The sequence below is a fragment of the Brevundimonas alba genome, from assembly GCF_011927945.1.
Lineage (GTDB): Bacteria > Pseudomonadota > Alphaproteobacteria > Caulobacterales > Caulobacteraceae > Brevundimonas > Brevundimonas alba.
This window is the reverse complement of sequence record NZ_JAATJM010000001.1, coordinates 1,400,803-1,417,482: the sequence shown is the minus strand read 5'-3', so window position 1 is coordinate 1,417,482 and position 16,680 is coordinate 1,400,803. Positions and strand designations below refer to the sequence as shown.

Here is a 16,680-nt window from a genome sequence, read left to right as displayed (position 1 = left end):
GGCCTGCTCACATCACAGGCTCGATGACGGTCAGCCGGCGACGCCGGGCAAGCGGGAGCCTACGCGCTCTTCGCTGAGCGCGCACTGTTATTTCAACTGCGCGGTGAACTTGGCCTTAGAGTTCGCCGGGCCGGCTGATCTGTCGGGAAAAAAAGACCGCCGGCCCTCGTGGGAGGACCGGCGGCTCTGTTTTAGGCCTTCCGTCCTTCGGCCCGATCGGGGCCGAGGATCCGGATCAGCTTCGCTTCCTAGCGGAAGTTGATGCCGATGGTGGCGCGGCGGTTCAGAGGCTCGCGAACGCCGTCGGCGGTCGGGCGGGCCAGAGCGGTTTCACCCTTGCCGTCCAGCGAGATCGCGCCGCCGTTGACGCCCTGCGATACCAGCGCATCCGCGACGGTGCGGGCGCGGCGGTTCGACAGGCCGACGTTGTAGGCGGCCGAACCCGAGGTGTCGGCGTGGCCGACGATCAGGATGCGCGTCGGACGACCCGACTTGGCGTAGTTGGCGGCCTGCGTAACCACCGATTGGGCTTCGGCCGTGAGGTCCGAACGGTCCCAGTCGAAGTAGACCACGAACTCGCGGTCAGCCGGGGCCACCGGGCGCGGCGGAGCCGGCGGCGGGGGCGGAGGCGTGACGGGCGGCGGCGGGGGCGGAGGGGCCACGACCGGCGGGGGCGGCGGAGCCGCCACGGCGCCGAACGAGTAGCGCAGGCCCAGGCTGAGCGAGTGATCTTCGAAGTCGCCCGACAGGCTGTCGACGCCATCCGTCAGTTCCAGATCGGAAACGTTCAGATAGCGGTAGGTCAGGTCCACGCTGGCGCGCTCGCTGAGGCGCCAGGCGGCGCCGGCCAGCAGCTGCCAGCCCCAGGTGGTGTCGTCGATGTCTTCGAACTCGACCTTGGCGCCGCCGACACCCGCGCCCAGGAACGGACGGAACGAGGCGTCGCGGTTGCCGAAGTCATACAGCACGTTGGCCATCAGCGTGCTGGTGCTCGCATCGACGTCCGACACGGTCAGACCGTCCAGCTCGACCTCGTTGCTCTCACGATAGCCGGCCTCGGCCTCGATGCGCCAGTTGGAGTTCAGGCGGTAACCCAGACGGCCGAAGCCGGCCCAGTCTTCACCAGCCCTGACGTCCACCGGAGCGCAGACGATCCCCGTGCAGGCTTCCCATTCGTTTTCCTGGGGCCAGTGGTAGCCCAGGTCGCCGGCGACATAGACGCCATCCGGATCAGCCAGCGCCGGGGTGGCGCCGAACAAAGCCAGGAGCGCAGCTCCGGCCATCAATTGCTTCTTCATTCTCTATCCCTCAATCGCGGGAACGACACCCGCGAGCCGTGGATCAATGGCCAAGCTGGAAAGGGGTTGCATCGTTTTTCGATGCGGAGACACCCCGTCACGTTACTGTGGCGCAAAAGCAACAGGCCGGTCTGCCGGAGAACGGCGGGTCGATCCGGCTTCCGCAGTTGCATGGCTAAACGTGAGGTTCGCGCGGTGAGCTGACGATGGCGTTTGCGCAGAAGCGCTTCGTCAGCAGCCGGATGCAGCGCGCCGGAAGGCGCTTGGGCAATGCCTGTCAGCCTTATGCGAGGTCCTGCCGCCGGGCCTTCAGCTCGTCGCGGATTTCGGCGAGGAGGGCTTCGGTCGGGGTCGGCGCGGCCGGCGCGGCTTCCGGAGCGGCGGCTTCGGCGCGGCGGAGGCGGTTGATGCCCTTGACCAGCAGGAAGACCACGAAGGCGACGATCAGGAACTGGATCAGGGTGTTGATGAAGGCGCCGTACTGGATGGCGACCTTTTCGACGGCCTCGGTGGCGGGATCCTCGGGCTTCAGCACCCACTGGAGGCGTGAGAAGTCGACGCTGCCCAACAGCAGGCCGACGGGCGGCATGATGACCTGATCGACCAGGCTGGTGACGATCTTGCCGAAGGAAGCGCCGATGATGACGCCGACGGCGAGGTCGACGACGTTGCCGCGGGCGGCGAATTCCTTGAATTCGGTAAGCAGGCCCATCAGGCGTCGGTGGCGTTCAGCCGCTCGCGCAGTTCCTTGCCGCTCTTGAAGAAGGGCACGGCCTTGGCGGGTACGTCGACGGTCTCGCCCGTGCGCGGGTTGCGGCCGGCCCGGGCGGGGCGGCTGCGGACGGAGAAGGCGCCGAAGCCGCGCAGCTCGACGCGGCCGCCGTCACCGAGCGCCTCGACCATCCGGCCCAGCACGATGTTGACCACCCGTTCGACCTCCGCATGGGTCAAATGGGTGTTCTCGGCCGCCAGCTTTTCGATCAGCTCGGATTTGATCATGTCAGGCCCCCGCCCTCCAACGCCCTTCTCAGGGCTCATACGGGTGCATCCGCGGTTCGAATGCAATCCCCACCCTAGCGTCCGCCTGCCGACGGCAAAAGGCCCGAGCGCTGTAAATGTCGGTTATTGGACGTTTACCTTGCCTGCGCGGGCATGAAAAAGGGCGGCCGGATCGCTCCGGCCGCCCCTGTTCATTCGCTCTGCAGCGAAGACCTACTCCTTGGAACCGGCCTTCTCGCGCAGGGCGGCGCCGAGGATGTCGCCCAGCGAGGCGCCCGAGTCCGAGGAGCCGAACTGTTCGATGGCCGCGGCCTCATCCTTCATTTCCAGCGCCTTGATCGACACCGAGACGCGGCGCGAGGCCTTGTCGATGCCGGTGACCATGGCGTCGACGCGGTCGCCGACCGAGAAGCGCTCGGTGCGCTGCTCGTTGCGGTCGCGGGACAGGTCGGACTTGCGGATGAAGGCGGTCGCCGGAGCGTCGTCTTCACCGAACTTGACCTCGATGCCGCCGGTTTCCACCGCCGTCACCGTGACCGTGACCTGCTGACCCTTCTTGAAGGTGTCGCCTTCCATCGGATCGCCGCCGAGCTGCTTGATGCCCAGCGAGACGCGTTCCTTCTCGACGTCGACGTCCAGCACCTTGGCCTTGACGGTTTCGCCCTTGCGGTAGCGCTGGATGGCTTCCTCGCCCGAGACGTTCCAGTCGAGGTCCGACAGGTGGACCATGCCGTCGATGTCGTTGTCCAGGCCGATGAAGAGGCCGAACTCGGTGGCGTTCTTGACTTCGCCCTCGACGGTCGAGCCGATCGGATTGTTGGCGACGAAGGCGTCCCACGGATTGTCCTGCGCCTGCTTCAGGCCCAGCGAGATGCGGCGCTTGGAGGCGTCGACATCCAGCACGACCACGTCGACTTCCTGCGAGGTCGAGACGATCTTGCCGGGGTGGACGTTCTTCTTGGTCCAGGACATTTCCGAGACGTGGACCAGGCCTTCAACGCCGGCTTCCAGCTCAACAAACGCGCCGTAGTCGGTGATGTTGGTGATGCGGCCCGACATCTTGGCGCCGACCGGATACTTGGCTTCCACGCCGTCCCACGGGTCGGCCTGAAGCTGCTTCATGCCGAGCGAGATGCGCTGGGTGTCCGGGTTGATCTTGACGATCTGGACCTTGACGGTGTCGCCGACGGCGAGGACCTGCGACGGGTGCGAGACGCGCTTCCACGACATGTCGGTGACGTGCAGCAGGCCGTCGATGCCGCCCAGATCCACGAACGCGCCGTAGTCGGTGATGTTCTTGACCACGCCTTCGCGGACTTCACCCTCTTGCAGCTGGCCGACCAGCTCGGTGCGCTGTTCGGCGCGGGCTTCTTCCAGGATGGCGCGACGCGAGACGACGATGTTGCCGCGCGGACGGTCCATCTTGAGGATGGCGAAGGGCTGTTCCTTGCCCATCAGCGGGGCGACGTCGCGCACCGGACGGATGTCGACCTGCGAGCCCGGCAGGAAGGCCGAGGCGCCGCCGAGGTCGACGGTGAAGCCGCCCTTGACGCGGCCGACGATGGTGCCGTTGACCGGTTGGCCGTCGGCGAAGACGACTTCCAGACGGGTCCAGGCTTCTTCGCGGCGAGCCTTGTCGCGGCTGATGACCGCTTCACCCAAGGCGTTCTCGACGCGCTCGAGGTAGACTTCGACGTTGTCGCCGACCTTCGGGATGACGGCGCCTTCGCCGATGCCGAATTCGCGGGCGGGGATGCGGCCTTCGGTCTTCAGACCGACGTCGATGATCAGGATGTCCTTTTCCATGCCGACGACGCGGCCGTGGACGACCTGGCCTTCGCCGAGGTCACGGCCCTGAAGGGTTTCGTCGAGCAGCGCGGCGAAGTCGTCACGCGAGGGGGAGAAGCTTTGGGTATCGGTCATGCAGGGTTGGGGTTTCTAACGGTTGTGGCGCGTGACCGGACGGCCCCGCGCGAGGTGAGTTTGAAAGTGAGATCAGGTCGTCGGGATACGAGGCAGATGAAGCCAGGACGCCCGCGGAAGCCGAGGATGGGAGCGTTGGATTTGTCCCAGGGCCCCTAGAGACCATGTCGGACGCGCGCCGCCTCGACGATACGGCGGGCCGCATCGAAGGCGGCCTCTATATCCATATCGGTCGTATCCAGCAAGACGGCGTCTTCGGCCTGGATCATGGGCGCCGCGCCGCGGCCGGCGTCGCGCTCGTCGCGGCGGACGATGTCGGCCAGCATGTCCTCGTAGGCGATGACCTCGCCCCGGCCGGTCAACTGCCGCCAGCGGCGCGTGGCGCGGACCTCAGGCGTGGCGGTGACGAACAGCTTGGCCTGGGCCTCGGGGGCGATGACCGTGCCGATGTCGCGGCCGTCGAGGACGGCGCCGCCGGGCTGGAGGGCGAAGGCTTTCTGAAATTGGAGTAGGGCCGCGCGGACGCCGGTGTATCCGGCGACGCGGCTTGCGGCCTCGCCGGCCTCGCGGCTGGTCAGGCGTTCGGTGTCGCTGAGGTGGCTGGCGTCGAGGGCGCGGGCGACGGCCTCCGCCGCCGCCTCGTCGTCGAGGGAGCCCCCGGCGTCGAGCACGCCGACGCCGACCGCACGGTACAGCAGGCCGGTGTCGAGGAACGGCAGGCCGTACTCCGCCGCCAGACGCGCGGCGATGGTGCCCTTGCCCGAGGCGGCGGGTCCGTCGACGGCGATGATCAGGGCGGCGCTCATGCGGAGGCGATATCCCCGCCGAGGCCGCGCATCAACTCGACGAAGCCGGGGAAGCTGGTGGCGATCATGCCGGGCTCGTCGACGGTGACCTGTTCGGCGGCGGCGAGGCCGAGGATCAGATGGCTCATGGCTATGCGGTGGTCGCCATGGGTGATGACGGTTGCGCCTCCGCGAACGGGACCGCCGGTGACGGTGAAGCCTTCGGGCTCCTCCTCGACGGCGACGCCGCAGGCCTGCAGCCCGGCGGCCATGAGGGCGATGCGGTCGCTTTCCTTGACCCGCATCTCGCCGATGCCGCGCATGACGGTGGCGCCGGATGCGAAGGCGGCCGTTGCGGCGAGGATCGGGTATTCGTCGATCATCGAGGCGGCGCGGTCGGGCGGAACGACCACGCCTGTGAGGGCGGAGTGGCGGGCGGTGACGTCGCCGACCTCCTCACCGCCGGCCATGCGGCGGTTGGCGACGGTCAGGTCTGCGCCCATCTCGCGCCAGGTCTCGAACAGGCCGGTGCGCAGGGGGTTGAGCATGACGCTCTCCACCGTGACTTGCGAGCCGGGAATGATCAGGGCGGCGGCAAGCGGGAAGGCGGCGGAGGACGGGTCGCCGGGAACGGAGACGGGGGTGGCGGTCAGAGGCTGGCCGCCGGTGAGGGTGACCCGCCAGCCGGCGCCGTCGGGCAGGACGCCGACCTCGGCTCCGAAGGCGCAGAGCATGCGCTCGGTGTGGTCGCGGCTGGGCTCTGGCTCCGCGACGGTGGTGACGCCGTTCGCATTGAGGCCGGCGAGCAGTATGGCCGACTTGATCTGGGCTGAGGCGACGCTCTGGACATGGTCGATGGCCGAGAGGCCGCCGCCGGTGAGGGTCAGGGGAAGGCGGTCTTCCTCGCCGAGCCATTCGAACCGCGCGCCCATCCGGGCCAGTGGGCCCGTGACGCGCTTCATCGGCCGCTTCCGCAGGGAGGCGTCGCCGTCGAAGGTGACGGTTATCGGATAGCCGGCCGCGGCGCCCATCAGCAGGCGGACGCCGGTGCCTGCGTTGCCGCAGTCGATGACACCGGCGGGCTGGCGGAAGCCGCCATGGCCGGTGACGCGCCAGCGGCCCTGACCCAGACGCTCGACGCCGGCGCCGAAGGCCTCGACCGCGCGGGCGGTGGCGAGGACATCGTCACCCTCGAGCAAGCCGTCGATGTCCGTCACGCCGGTCGCCATGGCGCCGAGGATCAGGGCGCGGTGCGACATGCTCTTGTCGCCCGGTGCGCTCACCACGCCGGTCAGGGCGGAGGCGCGGCGGGCGGTCAGATGGGAGGGGGTCGTCACCCGGCGATCTCCGAAGCGTGCAGGCGGCGCGGAGATGGCTTTTGACAGCGGCCCTCAGGGGTGGCAAGGGACGCGCCCGAATTCCCCCCACCGAGAGAGGCGCCCCCGTGGCCAATCCCGAACTGGGCCAAAAGCAGGTCTGCCCGAACTGCCAGGCCAAATTCTACGACCTGGGCCGCCGCCCGGCCCACTGCCCCAAATGCGCGACCGACTTCGACCCGGAAGAGGCGCTGAAGCTGCGCAACCGCCGCGGCCGTCCGGCCGGCTACGCCGCTGACGAGACCCCCGACGAGGACGCCGAGGATCAGGTCGAGAAGAAGGCCGCCGGTGACGACGAGGACGAGGAAGAAGCCGTCGCCACGCCGGAGATCGACGAGGAAGGCCACGAGCCGATCCTGACTCCGGACGACGACGACGACGAGACGCCCGTCGATCCGACCGAAGAGCCCGGCATGGGCGAAGCAGGCGATGACGACGACGTGCTGGCCGACGACGATGACGACGACTCCGTGCCCTTCATCGAGGACGAGGACGATGACGCCTTCGACGACGACATCGTCAAGCCGGGCAAGGACGAAGACTAGGATTTCCGGGTCGTCCGGGGCCGCCGCGAGCGGCTCCGGACGGACCGAAAATAAATGGCGGGACCGGGGTTGATCGCCGTCAGACCCTGACATAGGTTCCGCCGCCTCGCCGGGGGGCGGTTTTCCCCCGACGAGCCGACCGGAAACGGTTCGGGGCTTTAGCTCAGTTGGTAGAGCGCTTGCATGGCATGCAAGAGGTCAGCGGTTCGACTCCGCTAAGCTCCACCATGAAGGCCCCGCGGGACACCCGCGGGGCCTTCGCCATATCTGGCGCAATATTACGGATTCCTCATCTTTGGGCCCTGTGGCGGCGGCGGAAGCTGTGGCCATATGCGCCCCGTCGGACCGGCGGGCCCCAGCGGCGCCGAGGTCCAGAGGACTCCGAAAGGCCATCCGATGATCCGTCGCCATCTCCTGCTTTCCGCCGCCGCCGTGCTGTTCGCCAGCGGCTGCGCCGTCTCGATGCCGTCTGCTCCGGGCGACGCTCCGGCGGCGTCAAGCCGGCCGCTCTACGGCTCGTTCGGCTTCGATGTCTCCGGCATGGATACGTCGGTGGCGCCGGGCGACGAGTTCTACGACTACGCCAACGGCGGATGGGCGGCGCGGACCCAGATCCCGGCGGACAAGTCGCGCCTGAGCACCTTCGACATCCTCAATGACCGCGCCAACGAGCGGAATGTGGAGCTGATCCGCGCCGCGGCCGCCGGGCAGGCCGAGGGCGAGTCGCCGCGCAAGGTCGGCGACTATTTCACCGCCTATATGGACGAGGCCGCCATCGAGCGCTTGGGGGCGACGCCGCTGAGGCCGGCGCTGGCGCGGATCGCCGCGGTCGACAGCCGCGCGGCGCTGAGCCGCGAGATCGGCGCGACGATGCGGGCAGACGTGGACGCGATCAACGCGACCAATACCTATACGGAGCGGCCGCTGGGCCTGTGGGTGGCGCAGGACTTCGACCACCCGGACCGCTACGCCGCCTATCTGATGCAGGGCGGTCTCGGGATGCCCGACCGGGATTATTATCTGTCCGACAGCCCGCGATCGGTGCAACTGCGCGAGACCTATCTGCGGCACGTCGCGGCCATGCTGACGCTGGCGGGCGTGTCTGACGGCGAGCGGCGGGCGCGGGGCGTCCTGGCGCTGGAGACCGCCATCGCCCGCAGCCACTGGGACGCCACGGCGACCGGCGACATGGCGAAGGGCAACAACAGCTGGCGGCGCGCCGAGTTCGCCACACGCGCCCCCGGCATGGACTGGAACGCCTTCTTCGACGCCTCGCGGCTGGCCGATCAGGACATGATCAAGGTGTGGCAGCCGGAGGCGATCACCGGACTGGCGGCGCTCGTCGGTTCGGAGTCGCTGGACGTGTGGAAGGACTATCTGACCTATCACGCCGTCAACCGCGCGGCGCCCTTCCTGTCGAAAGCCTTTGTCGACCAGCGCTTCTCGTTCCACGGCACGGCGCTGACCGGGGCGTCGGCCCAGTCAGACCGCTGGAAGCGGGCCGTGGCCTCGACCAACGGAGCGCTCGGCGACGCGGTCGGCCAGATGTATGTCGAGCGCCACTTCTCGCCCGAGGCCAAGGCCGAGGTGCAGAACATGGTCCAGAACATCAAGGCGGCCTTCGACGCCCGCATCGCGGCGCTCGACTGGATGACCCCCGCGACCAAGGCGCAGGCGCGCGCCAAGTTGGCGGCCATGACCGTCAGCGTCGGCTATCCAGACCGTTGGAAGGACTATTCGGCCCTCGAAATCCGCCGTGACGATGCGCTGGGCAACGCCGAGCGCGCCGGTCTGTGGGAATACCAGCGCAACATCGCCAAGCTGCACGGGCCGGTGGACCGGGGCGAGTGGTTCATGGTGCCGCAGACGGTCAACGCCCTGAACGCGCCGTCGCAGAACTCCATCCAGTTTCCGGCCGCCATCCTGGAGCCGCCGTTCTTCGATCTGAACGCCGACCCGGCCGTCAACTACGGCGCCATCGGCGCGGTGATCGGCCATGAGATCAGCCACGGCTTCGACAACTCGGGCGCCCTGTTCGACGTCAACGGCAAGCTGACCAACTGGTGGACGCCGGCCGACTTCGCCCGCTTCGAGGCCAACGGCCAGAAGCTGGTCGAGCAGTACAACACCTACCGGCCCTACCCCGATCTGGCGCTGAACGGCGAGCTGACGCTGGGCGAGAACATCGCCGACGTCGCGGGCGTCAGCGCGGCGCTCGACGCCTACCACCGCTCGCTGGGCGGGCGTCCGGCGCCGGTGATCGACGGGTTCACCGGCGACCAGCGCTTCTTCCTCGGCTTCGCCCAGAACTATCGCGTCAATACGCGCGAGGCCGCCGAGCGCAACCAGATCCTGACCAACGGCCACTCGCCGGGACGCTACCGCGCGGCCACGGTGCGCAACCTCGACGCCTGGTACGACGCCTTCGGCGTGCGGCCGGGCCAGGGCATGTATCTGGCGCCTGCCGACCGCGTCGAGATCTGGTGACCTGACGGGCCGCCGGCGTTGATTCCGGAGGCCCGAAGTCCCATCTGGAAGCTGGACCCGGCGCCCTGCCGATATCGGGGGGCGGAGGAGGGTCCGGTCGCTTTCGCGAGGGCCAGATGACGACACGCACCATTCTATTCGACAGCCCCTTCCTGCTGGGCTTCGACCATACCCGCGCCCTGATCGACCGGGCCGCGCGGGCGGCGGCGGACAGCTATCCGCCGTACAACGTCGAACAACTGGGCGAGCATTCGGTGCGCATCACCCTGGCGGTCGCGGGTTTTGGACCCGACGATCTGGCGGTGACGCTGGAAGGCCGGCAGCTGACCATCGCGGGCAAGCGGGAGGACGCCGGCAAGGGCGAGCAGGCCTTCCTGCATCGCGGTATCGCCGGACGCGGCTTCGTCCGCAGCTTCGTGCTGGCGGACGGGCTGGAGGTCGATCAGGCGAGGCTGGAGCACGGGCTGCTGCACGTCGAACTGAGCCGGCCGGAAGACCTGCCGACGATCCGCAGAATCCCCATCACGACGGCCTGACCCGGGCGTCGTTTTTAACGGCCGCCGCATTCGGGGCCGAACCACACGGCCCTTCGGGGCGTTAGTCGAGAGTAAGGAGGCGGTCGCAATGACGCCGACGATGATGACCAAGGAAGACCTGCGGGGGCTCGGAGCGCCCGACCTGGTCTATGTGCGCGAGATCCGCGCCGCCGATATTCTGGAAGATGCGCCCCTCCCCGAGGTGAAGGGGCTGTCGATCGATCCCGAGACAACCCTCTATGCGGTGCACGGCGCCGACGGCGAGCGGCTGGCCGTGATGATGGACCGCGAGACGGCCTTCGCCGCCGCGGTGGCGCACGAGTTGGAGCCGGTTTCGGTGCATTAAACGAAGGGCGCTAACGCGCTTCGCACCGCTGCCTTTTAGGCCGCGGTAGCGGGGGCCTTGTCCTTGACGAACAGGGCGCGGATGGCGTCGACGGTACGCGCCTGACGCAGGTGTTCGCGCATCTCGGCCGAACGCAGGGCGCGGGAAACGGCGGCCAAGGCGCGCAGATGCTCGGCGCCGTCGCGGGGCGGAGCGAACAGGGCGAAGATCAGATCCACCGGACGGTCGTCCACGGCGCCATAGGCCACGGGCGTATCCAGCCGCACGAAGACGGCGGTCACCTGATCGACGCCTTCGAGGCGGGCGTGGGGCACGGCGACGCCCGAGCCAAGGCCCGTCGAGCCCAAGGCCTCGCGCTCCAGCAGCGCCTCCATGATCCGGGCTTCGGGCAGGCCAAGCGTCTGCGCCGCGGCCTCAGCCACGGTGTGCAGCGCCTGCCGCTTGGACGACGCGCCGCTGCGCAGGACGACTCCGCCCTCCGCCAGCAAATCCCCGATATCCATGACGCTGATCCCGACTCTACCCGATCATTCCCGACGGGCGGGCGCCGTTTAGACGACCCGCCTCTTTGTGGGAAGCACTATGACGAGCCACCGTTTACCGAACCGTGTCCGTTGAGCGATCTGGTGGTCCGCTCGGGGTCGATCCAGCCGACGTTGCCGTCCGGACGGCGGTAGACGACGGACAGGCCGCCGTGGGCCGCATTGCGGAAGACGACGACCGGATAGCCGGTCATGTCGAGCTCGAGCACGGCGCGGCCGACGGTGACCGTGCGGATCTCCGCCTCGGTCTCGGCGATGACCATGCCGACGGGCGGGGGCTCGTCAGGCGCGCCAGCCTCGCCGAAATCCGCATCCTCGACCGAGTCCGGGTCGCGCAGCACGATGCTGCGGGCGACCTCGCGGGCGGCCATCTCGGTCTTCTCGGGCGACAGGCCCTTGGGACCGATGTGGTGATCCTTGAGCCGGCGCTTGTAGCGACGCACCCGCTTCTCGAGCTTTTCGAGGCTTTCGGTGAAGGCCGAATGGGCGTCGCCGCCCAGGCCCGAGGTGAAGACCACCTGGCCCGAAGCCAGACGGACCCAGCAATCAACCTTGAAGCTGTGACCCTCCTTGGCGACGATCACCTCGGCGTCCTGGGCCCCTCGTTCGAAGTATTTGCCGATCCCGTCCTGGAGTTCCTGGGAGATGCGGGAGCCTAACGCTTCGCCGACATCCACGTGCTTACCGCTGACCTGGATTTGCATGGGAGTAGAACGCGACCGAAGGCGTTTGGTGTCAACGCCGATCACCGAAATGTGGTGGAGCTTCAGCCGGCCTTCAGCATCCGCTTGCGCTGGACGGACGAGGGAATGCGCAGCGCTTCCCGGTATTTGGCGACGGTTCGGCGGGCGATATCGATGCCGGCCTCGTTAAGGATCTCGACGATGCGGTCGTCGGACAAAACGTCGCCATCGCGCGCCTCGCCGTCGATCATGGCCTTGATGCGGTGACGGACCGCCTCGGCCGAGTGGGTCGCGCCGCCGTCGGACGACTGGATGGCGGCCGTGAAGAAGAATTTCAGCTCGAACACGCCCCGCGGCGTGGAGACGTATTTGTTCGAGGTGACGCGGCTGACGGTCGACTCGTGCATGCCGATAGCGTCGGCCACGGTCTTGAGGTTCAGCGGGCGCAGGAACTCGACACCGAAGGCGAGGAAAGCGTCCTGCTGGCGCACGATCTCGGACGAGACCTTGAGGATGGTCTTCGCCCGTTGGTCCAGCGACTTGACCAGCCAGCTGGCCTGGGCGGCGCATTCCGCGACGAAGGTCTTTTCGGTATCGGACCGCGCACCCGCCGCGACGACGCCGTGATAGCGCTTGTCCATGATCAGGCGCGGCAGGGTGTCAGCGTTCAGCTCGACCTTCCAGCCACCTGCCGGGTCGGGGCGGACGTGGACATCAGGGATGACGGTCTGGGCCGGCTCGCCGCCGAAGCCTGCGCCGGGACGCGGGGTCAGAGCCTTCAGTTCGGCGATCATCTCGGCCATGTCCTCGCCGTCGACGCCGCAGGCCTTCTTCAGCGCGGTGAGGTCTCGCTTGGCCAGCAGGTCGAGGTTGTCGAGCAGGCATTCCATGGCCGGATCGAAGCGGTTGCGCTCGACCAGCTGCAGCTTGAGGCATTCCGGCACCGAGCGGGCCATGATGCCGGTCGGCTCGAAGCCGTGGCAGGTGGTCAGCACGGCCTCGACACGCTCCAGCGCCACGCCGAGCCGGTCGGCGACCTCGTTCAGGTCGCCGCGCAGATAGCCGCCCTCGTCGACGCCGTCGATCAGGGACAGGGCGATGGCGTGGTCGGCGGGGCTGAAGCCGGCCTGCGAGGCCTGGGCCTGCAGATGCTCCCACAGGGTGGCCTCGCGGGTGTCCGGTTGCTCGCGGCCTTCGCCGTCGGGCAGGCCGCCGCCGGAGCCGGCGCGTGACCAGTCGTTGAGACCGGGCTGGGCCTCGCCGGTTCCGACGTCCTCCATCCGGTCGGAGGTGCGCTCGCCCGGGCTGGCGTCGCCGTAGACGTCGTCGGAGCGGGCGTCGAGGGCGCGGTCGGCGTCCTGGACCCGACCTTCGTCGAAGCTCATCTCGGCGGCGTCGTGGCTTTCGACCGCGGGGGCGTCGGCGTCGCCCGCCGGCTCGGCGTCCTCGCGCTGGAGCAGGGGGTTCTTCTCGAGCTCGGCCTCGACGAAGGCGTCCAGCTCGAGGTTGGACAGCTGCAGCAGCTTGATCGCCTGCTGCAGCTGGGGGGTAATGACGAGCCCCTGCCCCTGCCGTATCTCCAGCCTTTGTCCGAGCACCTTCGAAAACCCCCAGCCGGACCGGTTGGCCCGAAACTTGCTGGCGGCCACCTTGTGGCCGAAGCGGTTAACGGCTTCTAAGCGCCGCGCTTAACCATCGCGGTTGGGCCTCCCTTCACAATTCGTCGGTCACACTGACGGCGTCGCCACCATGGGGATCGCCATGCTGATGTTCCGCCCGCTGCTTCGCTACGCCGTATTCCGCGGCCGCGCGCGACGCGCCGAATACTGGCTGTTCGTGCTGTTCCAGGGGGTGGTCGTCGGCGGATGCCTGGCGATGGCGATCGGCTCGCTGGACAATCCGCAGAACCCCGGCGTGGCCTTCGGGAATTTCATGAAGTGGCTGGGCCTGTACGGACTGGCCAGTACGGTGCTGTTCGTGCCCTATCTGGCCGTTCTGGCCCGGCGTCTGCACGACATCGGGCAGACCGCCTGGTGGATGCTGTTGATGCTGCCCGGTGCGCTGTGGCCCTTCCTGGCGGGTCAGAACATGGCCGGCGCCTTCCGCCGCATCAACGCCGGGGTGGCGGAATCCGAGGCGGCGGCGATCTTCGTGCAGGCCTTCAGCCAGAGCATGCTGATCATCCTGATCGCGGGCGCCTGCAGCCTGGGGCTGATGGTCATGACCGTGCTGCCGGGCACGCAGGGGCCCAACCGGTTCGGACCCGACCCGCGCAATCCCGATGCGCCGGCTCCGGACCGGACGACCTCCAGCGTCTATGACGAGCGCCGCCTGGAAGAGCTGTTCGAGGAGGCGAAGCGGGCGCGGGGCGGCGGCCACGAGGCCCCGGCTGCGCAGGCCTCATCCTACGCGCCCGTGTTTGACTTCGGGCCGGGACCGACGCGGCAGCCGGAGCCCGCGCCCGAGCCGAGGCAACCGTCGTGGGATGCGGGGATCGCTCCGGCGCGGCCGTTCGGCCGGCGGGGCGCCTGAGCCTCAGCCGTACATGTCGCCGAGATAGACACGGCGGACTTCCGGGTCGCGGATGACGTCCTCGGCCTTGCCCTCGAACAGGACGGCGCCGCCCGAGATGATGGAGGCGTGGTCGATGATCTCCAGCGTCTCGCGGACATTGTGGTCGGTGATCAGCACCCCGATCCCCTGCCCGGCGAGATAGCGGATGACCTGACGGATGTCGGCGATGGCGAGGGGGTCGATGCCGGCGAAGGGTTCGTCGAGCAGCATGAACGACGGGCGGCCGGCCAGGGCGCGGGCGATCTCGCAGCGCCGGCGCTCGCCGCCGGACAGGCCCGCAGCCGGCGCATGGCGCAGGTGGTCGATGCGGAGCTCTTCCAGCAGGCGGGTGGTCTCGTCGGCGATGGTCTGGCGCCCGGTGTGGTGCAGTTCGACGACGGCGCGGACATTCTGCTCGACCGTCATGCCGCGGAAGATCGAAGCCTCCTGCGCCAGATAGCCGAGCCCCATGCGGGCGCGCTGGTACATCGGCTGGGCGGTGATGTCCTCGCCATCGAGCCAGATCGTGCCGCTGTCGGGCGGGATCAAGCCGGTGATCATGTAGAAGCAGGTCGTCTTGCCGGCGCCGTTGGGGCCGAGGAGGCCCGCCACCTGACCACGCTCGACGTGCACGGAGACGTCGCGCACGACCTGCCGCTGGCCGAAGGCGCGGGCGATGTTCTGCACCCTGAGGCCGGTCGCGCGCGGGGCTTCTGCCACCGCCTCGGCGGCGGCGTCATGAACGTTGAGTGCGGAGAGTTCCTTGCGGGCCACGCTGTCGTCCGAGCCGGGGCTCAGGTCCCGCTGCGTTCGGGATAGAAGACGCCCTGCACACGGCCGTTTTGGCCGCCCCCGTCCATCTCGGCGGCCTCGGTGCGGGTGTTGTAGGTCAGGCGGCCGCCGGTCATGACGTTTTCGCCTTGGGTCAGGATCACGTCACCGGTCAGGACGATGGTGTCGTTGGAGGGCGTATAGACGGCGCGGTCGCCGCGGATCGTCTGCTCGGGCGTGACGAAATAGACGTTGCCGGTCGCCTCGACGCGGCTGAGCCCGCCGTTGGCGATCACGCCCTCGACGCGATCGGCGCGGATGCGGCTGTCGCCCTGGGTCAGTTCGGCGCGTCCGCGCAGCGACAGGGCCGTGGTCGTGCGTGACACCTCGTCGGCGCCCCACATGATGGGCTGACCGGCCTGGAAGCTCTGCGCCCCGCCGATGGTGGGAAGGGCGGCGAGGGCCAGGGCGATCGCCGCCGTCGTCAGGGTTCTGGTCATGCTCATCCGTCCGACCTCGCGGCGTTGATGGTCCCGCGCACCTTGTTATCACCGGAGCCGCTGAACACGACCCGTTCGCCCTGTTCATAGATGGCATAGGACGATGCGTTGATGGTTCCAAGGGGGCCGGAGCCCTGAACGCCCTTCGAACCGGTCACGACGCCGGTCGAGGTGTTCACCACTGCCTCGGGCGTGACGAGGGTGAAACCTGAGCCCCCGTCGGAAATACGGACGTTCGGCCCGATGGTGACGCTCTTGGAAGCCTCGTCATAGACGCCGCCGTCGGCCGTCAGGGTGGTGACCTTTCGGCCGCCGAGATTGAGGCGGAGCGCGGGGCCGACAAGGCGGAAGCGGCCGGTGTCGGCGTCGCGCACCGCGCGCTCGAAGCCGATGACGAAGCTGCGGCCCTGGGCGTCCTGGCCGAGGAAGCGGGATTTTTCGAGGGTGACCTCCCGCGTCGCCCCGGCCTTGCGCTCGACATCGGAGATGACGCTGCGCAGCACGATCCAGCTGATGGTGCCGCCCGCCAGGACGATGATCGCCACGGGGAGAACCCGGCGCAGCAGCTGAACCCGCCGCGAACGGGCGCGGAAGGCCCGGGCCGTGGCGGCGATGCGGGCCTCGTCCGCCTGATCGCGAAGGTCGGCGGGATCGGTCATCAGGTGTGCGCGAAGATGTCCATCTCGTCCCAGCCCGCGAGGTCCAGGGCGGACCGGGTGGGCAGGAAGTCGAAGCATTTGCGGGCCAGTTCGGCGCGGCCCTCGCGCTCCAGCATCTCGTCGAGGCGGGCCTTGACCGCGTGGAGATGAAGGACGTCGGAGGCGGCGTATTCCAGCTGGGCCGGGGTCAGGGTCTCCGCACCCCAGTCGGAGCTCTGCTGGGCCTTGGACAGGTCGACGCCGGCCAGTTCGCGGACGACGTCCTTGAGACCGTGCCGGTCGGTGTAGGTGCGGGCCAGCTTGGAAGCGATCTTGGTGCAGTAGACCGGGCGGGTCTCGACGCCGAGGTGCAGCTGGAACATGCCGATGTCGAAACGGCCGAAGTGGAACAGTTTCAGCACCGCCGGATCGGCCAGCAGGCGCTTCAGGTTCGGGCAGTCGTAGCCGGGCCGGGCCATGCGCACGACGTGAGCGTCGCCATCACCGGCCGATAGCTGAACCACGCACAGCGGATCGCGGCGGAAACGCAGGCCCATGGTCTCGGAATCGATCGCGACCTCCGGGCCGAGGTCGAGGCCGTCCGGAAGGTCGCCTTCGTGGAAATGCACGGTCATGCGGTCGGTCTCGGCAAGGTCATCAGCCCCTCAACTAGCCTCTCGGGACGCGCGAGGCGATAG

18 protein-coding genes and 1 tRNA gene are annotated in these 16,680 nt (G+C 68.5%); 6 read left to right on the top strand and 13 right to left on the bottom strand.

What is annotated here, in order from left to right:
• Positions 1-248: 248 nt before the first annotated feature.
• From GGQ87_RS07050 to aroA, 6 genes are all read right to left on the bottom strand, one after another.
• On the bottom strand, positions 249-1,283 hold the full coding sequence (locus GGQ87_RS07050) for an OmpA family protein (protein ID WP_245161428.1): 1,035 nt from the start codon (positions 1,281-1,283) through the stop codon (positions 249-251).
• A 298-nt stretch (positions 1,284-1,581) separates the two neighbouring features.
• Positions 1,582-2,010 (bottom strand): large-conductance mechanosensitive channel protein MscL, encoded by a 429-nt coding sequence (gene mscL / locus GGQ87_RS07045; protein ID WP_168045990.1) that lies wholly within the window; start codon positions 2,008-2,010, stop codon positions 1,582-1,584.
• Positions 2,010-2,297 carry an integration host factor subunit beta gene (locus GGQ87_RS07040; RefSeq protein WP_168045988.1) on the bottom strand — a complete coding sequence of 96 codons (288 nt, stop codon included), beginning with the start codon at positions 2,295-2,297 and terminating at the stop codon, positions 2,010-2,012. The genes mscL and GGQ87_RS07040 overlap by 1 nt, the downstream gene beginning before the upstream one ends.
• Before the next feature lie 213 nt (positions 2,298-2,510).
• Positions 2,511-4,220 (bottom strand): 30S ribosomal protein S1, encoded by a 1,710-nt coding sequence (rpsA, locus tag GGQ87_RS07035; RefSeq protein WP_168045986.1) that lies wholly within the window; start codon positions 4,218-4,220, stop codon positions 2,511-2,513.
• A gap of 155 nt (positions 4,221-4,375) precedes the next feature.
• Entirely contained in the window at positions 4,376-5,026 is a 651-nt protein-coding gene (gene cmk, locus GGQ87_RS07030; RefSeq protein WP_168045984.1) for a (d)CMP kinase, read from the bottom strand.
• Positions 5,023-6,324, bottom strand: a complete 1,302-nt coding sequence (gene aroA, locus GGQ87_RS07025; protein ID WP_280644128.1) for a 3-phosphoshikimate 1-carboxyvinyltransferase — start codon at positions 6,322-6,324, stop codon at positions 5,023-5,025. The genes cmk and aroA overlap by 4 nt, the downstream gene beginning before the upstream one ends.
• A gap of 125 nt (positions 6,325-6,449) precedes the next feature.
• On the opposite strand from aroA, the gene GGQ87_RS07020 reads away from it, so the two are divergent.
• The 5 genes from GGQ87_RS07020 (at position 6,450) to GGQ87_RS07000 (ending at position 10,295) form a co-directional block, all read left to right on the top strand.
• Positions 6,450-6,926, top strand: a complete 477-nt coding sequence (locus GGQ87_RS07020) for a TIGR02300 family protein (protein WP_168045982.1) — start codon at positions 6,450-6,452, stop codon at positions 6,924-6,926.
• Between the two features lie 152 nt (positions 6,927-7,078).
• A tRNA-Ala gene (locus GGQ87_RS07015) sits at positions 7,079-7,154 on the top strand.
• Positions 7,155-7,322: 168 nt separating this feature from the next.
• A complete protein-coding gene (locus GGQ87_RS07010; protein ID WP_168045980.1) occupies positions 7,323-9,413 on the top strand; it encodes a M13 family metallopeptidase in 2,091 nt (696 codons plus the stop codon).
• A 116-nt stretch (positions 9,414-9,529) separates the two neighbouring features.
• Positions 9,530-9,949: an Hsp20 family protein gene (locus tag GGQ87_RS07005; protein ID WP_168045978.1), complete on the top strand. Its 420-nt coding sequence runs from the start codon at positions 9,530-9,532 to the stop codon at positions 9,947-9,949.
• Positions 9,950-10,037: 88 nt separating this feature from the next.
• Positions 10,038-10,295 (top strand): DUF1150 family protein, encoded by a 258-nt coding sequence (locus tag GGQ87_RS07000; RefSeq protein ID WP_168045976.1) that lies wholly within the window; start codon positions 10,038-10,040, stop codon positions 10,293-10,295.
• Between the two features lie 35 nt (positions 10,296-10,330).
• On the opposite strand, the gene ptsN is transcribed toward GGQ87_RS07000, so the two are convergent.
• From ptsN to rpoN, 3 genes are all read right to left on the bottom strand, one after another.
• Positions 10,331-10,798: a PTS IIA-like nitrogen regulatory protein PtsN gene (gene ptsN / locus GGQ87_RS06995; protein WP_168045974.1), complete on the bottom strand. Its 468-nt coding sequence runs from the start codon at positions 10,796-10,798 to the stop codon at positions 10,331-10,333.
• Positions 10,799-10,875: 77 nt separating this feature from the next.
• Positions 10,876-11,541: a ribosome hibernation-promoting factor, HPF/YfiA family gene (hpf, locus tag GGQ87_RS06990; RefSeq protein WP_168045972.1), complete on the bottom strand. Its 666-nt coding sequence runs from the start codon at positions 11,539-11,541 to the stop codon at positions 10,876-10,878.
• Between the two features lie 62 nt (positions 11,542-11,603).
• The gene (rpoN, locus tag GGQ87_RS06985; RefSeq protein WP_168047390.1) at positions 11,604-13,118 is read right to left on the bottom strand and encodes an RNA polymerase factor sigma-54; all 1,515 of its coding nucleotides are present in this window, start codon (positions 13,116-13,118) and stop codon (positions 11,604-11,606) included.
• A 163-nt stretch (positions 13,119-13,281) separates the two neighbouring features.
• Between rpoN and GGQ87_RS06980 the strand changes: the two genes are divergently transcribed.
• Positions 13,282-14,052, top strand: a complete 771-nt coding sequence (locus tag GGQ87_RS06980; protein WP_168045970.1) for a DUF805 domain-containing protein — start codon at positions 13,282-13,284, stop codon at positions 14,050-14,052.
• A gap of 3 nt (positions 14,053-14,055) precedes the next feature.
• On the opposite strand, the gene lptB is transcribed toward GGQ87_RS06980, so the two are convergent.
• The 4 genes from lptB to GGQ87_RS06960 are packed head-to-tail and all read right to left on the bottom strand — an operon-like array spanning position 14,056 to position 16,617.
• Positions 14,056-14,847, bottom strand: coding sequence for an LPS export ABC transporter ATP-binding protein (lptB, locus tag GGQ87_RS06975; protein WP_342448318.1), 792 nt, complete (start codon positions 14,845-14,847; stop codon positions 14,056-14,058).
• 20 nt (positions 14,848-14,867) lie between these two features.
• Positions 14,868-15,344: an LptA/OstA family protein gene (locus GGQ87_RS06970; RefSeq protein WP_245161427.1), complete on the bottom strand. Its 477-nt coding sequence runs from the start codon at positions 15,342-15,344 to the stop codon at positions 14,868-14,870.
• A gap of 2 nt (positions 15,345-15,346) precedes the next feature.
• On the bottom strand, positions 15,347-16,003 hold the full coding sequence (lptC, locus tag GGQ87_RS06965) for an LPS export ABC transporter periplasmic protein LptC (RefSeq protein ID WP_168045966.1): 657 nt from the start codon (positions 16,001-16,003) through the stop codon (positions 15,347-15,349).
• Positions 16,003-16,617: a ribonuclease D gene (locus GGQ87_RS06960; protein WP_168045964.1), complete on the bottom strand. Its 615-nt coding sequence runs from the start codon at positions 16,615-16,617 to the stop codon at positions 16,003-16,005. Before GGQ87_RS06960 ends, lptC begins: the two co-directional genes overlap by 1 nt.
• Between the last annotated feature and the right edge of the window lie 63 nt (positions 16,618-16,680).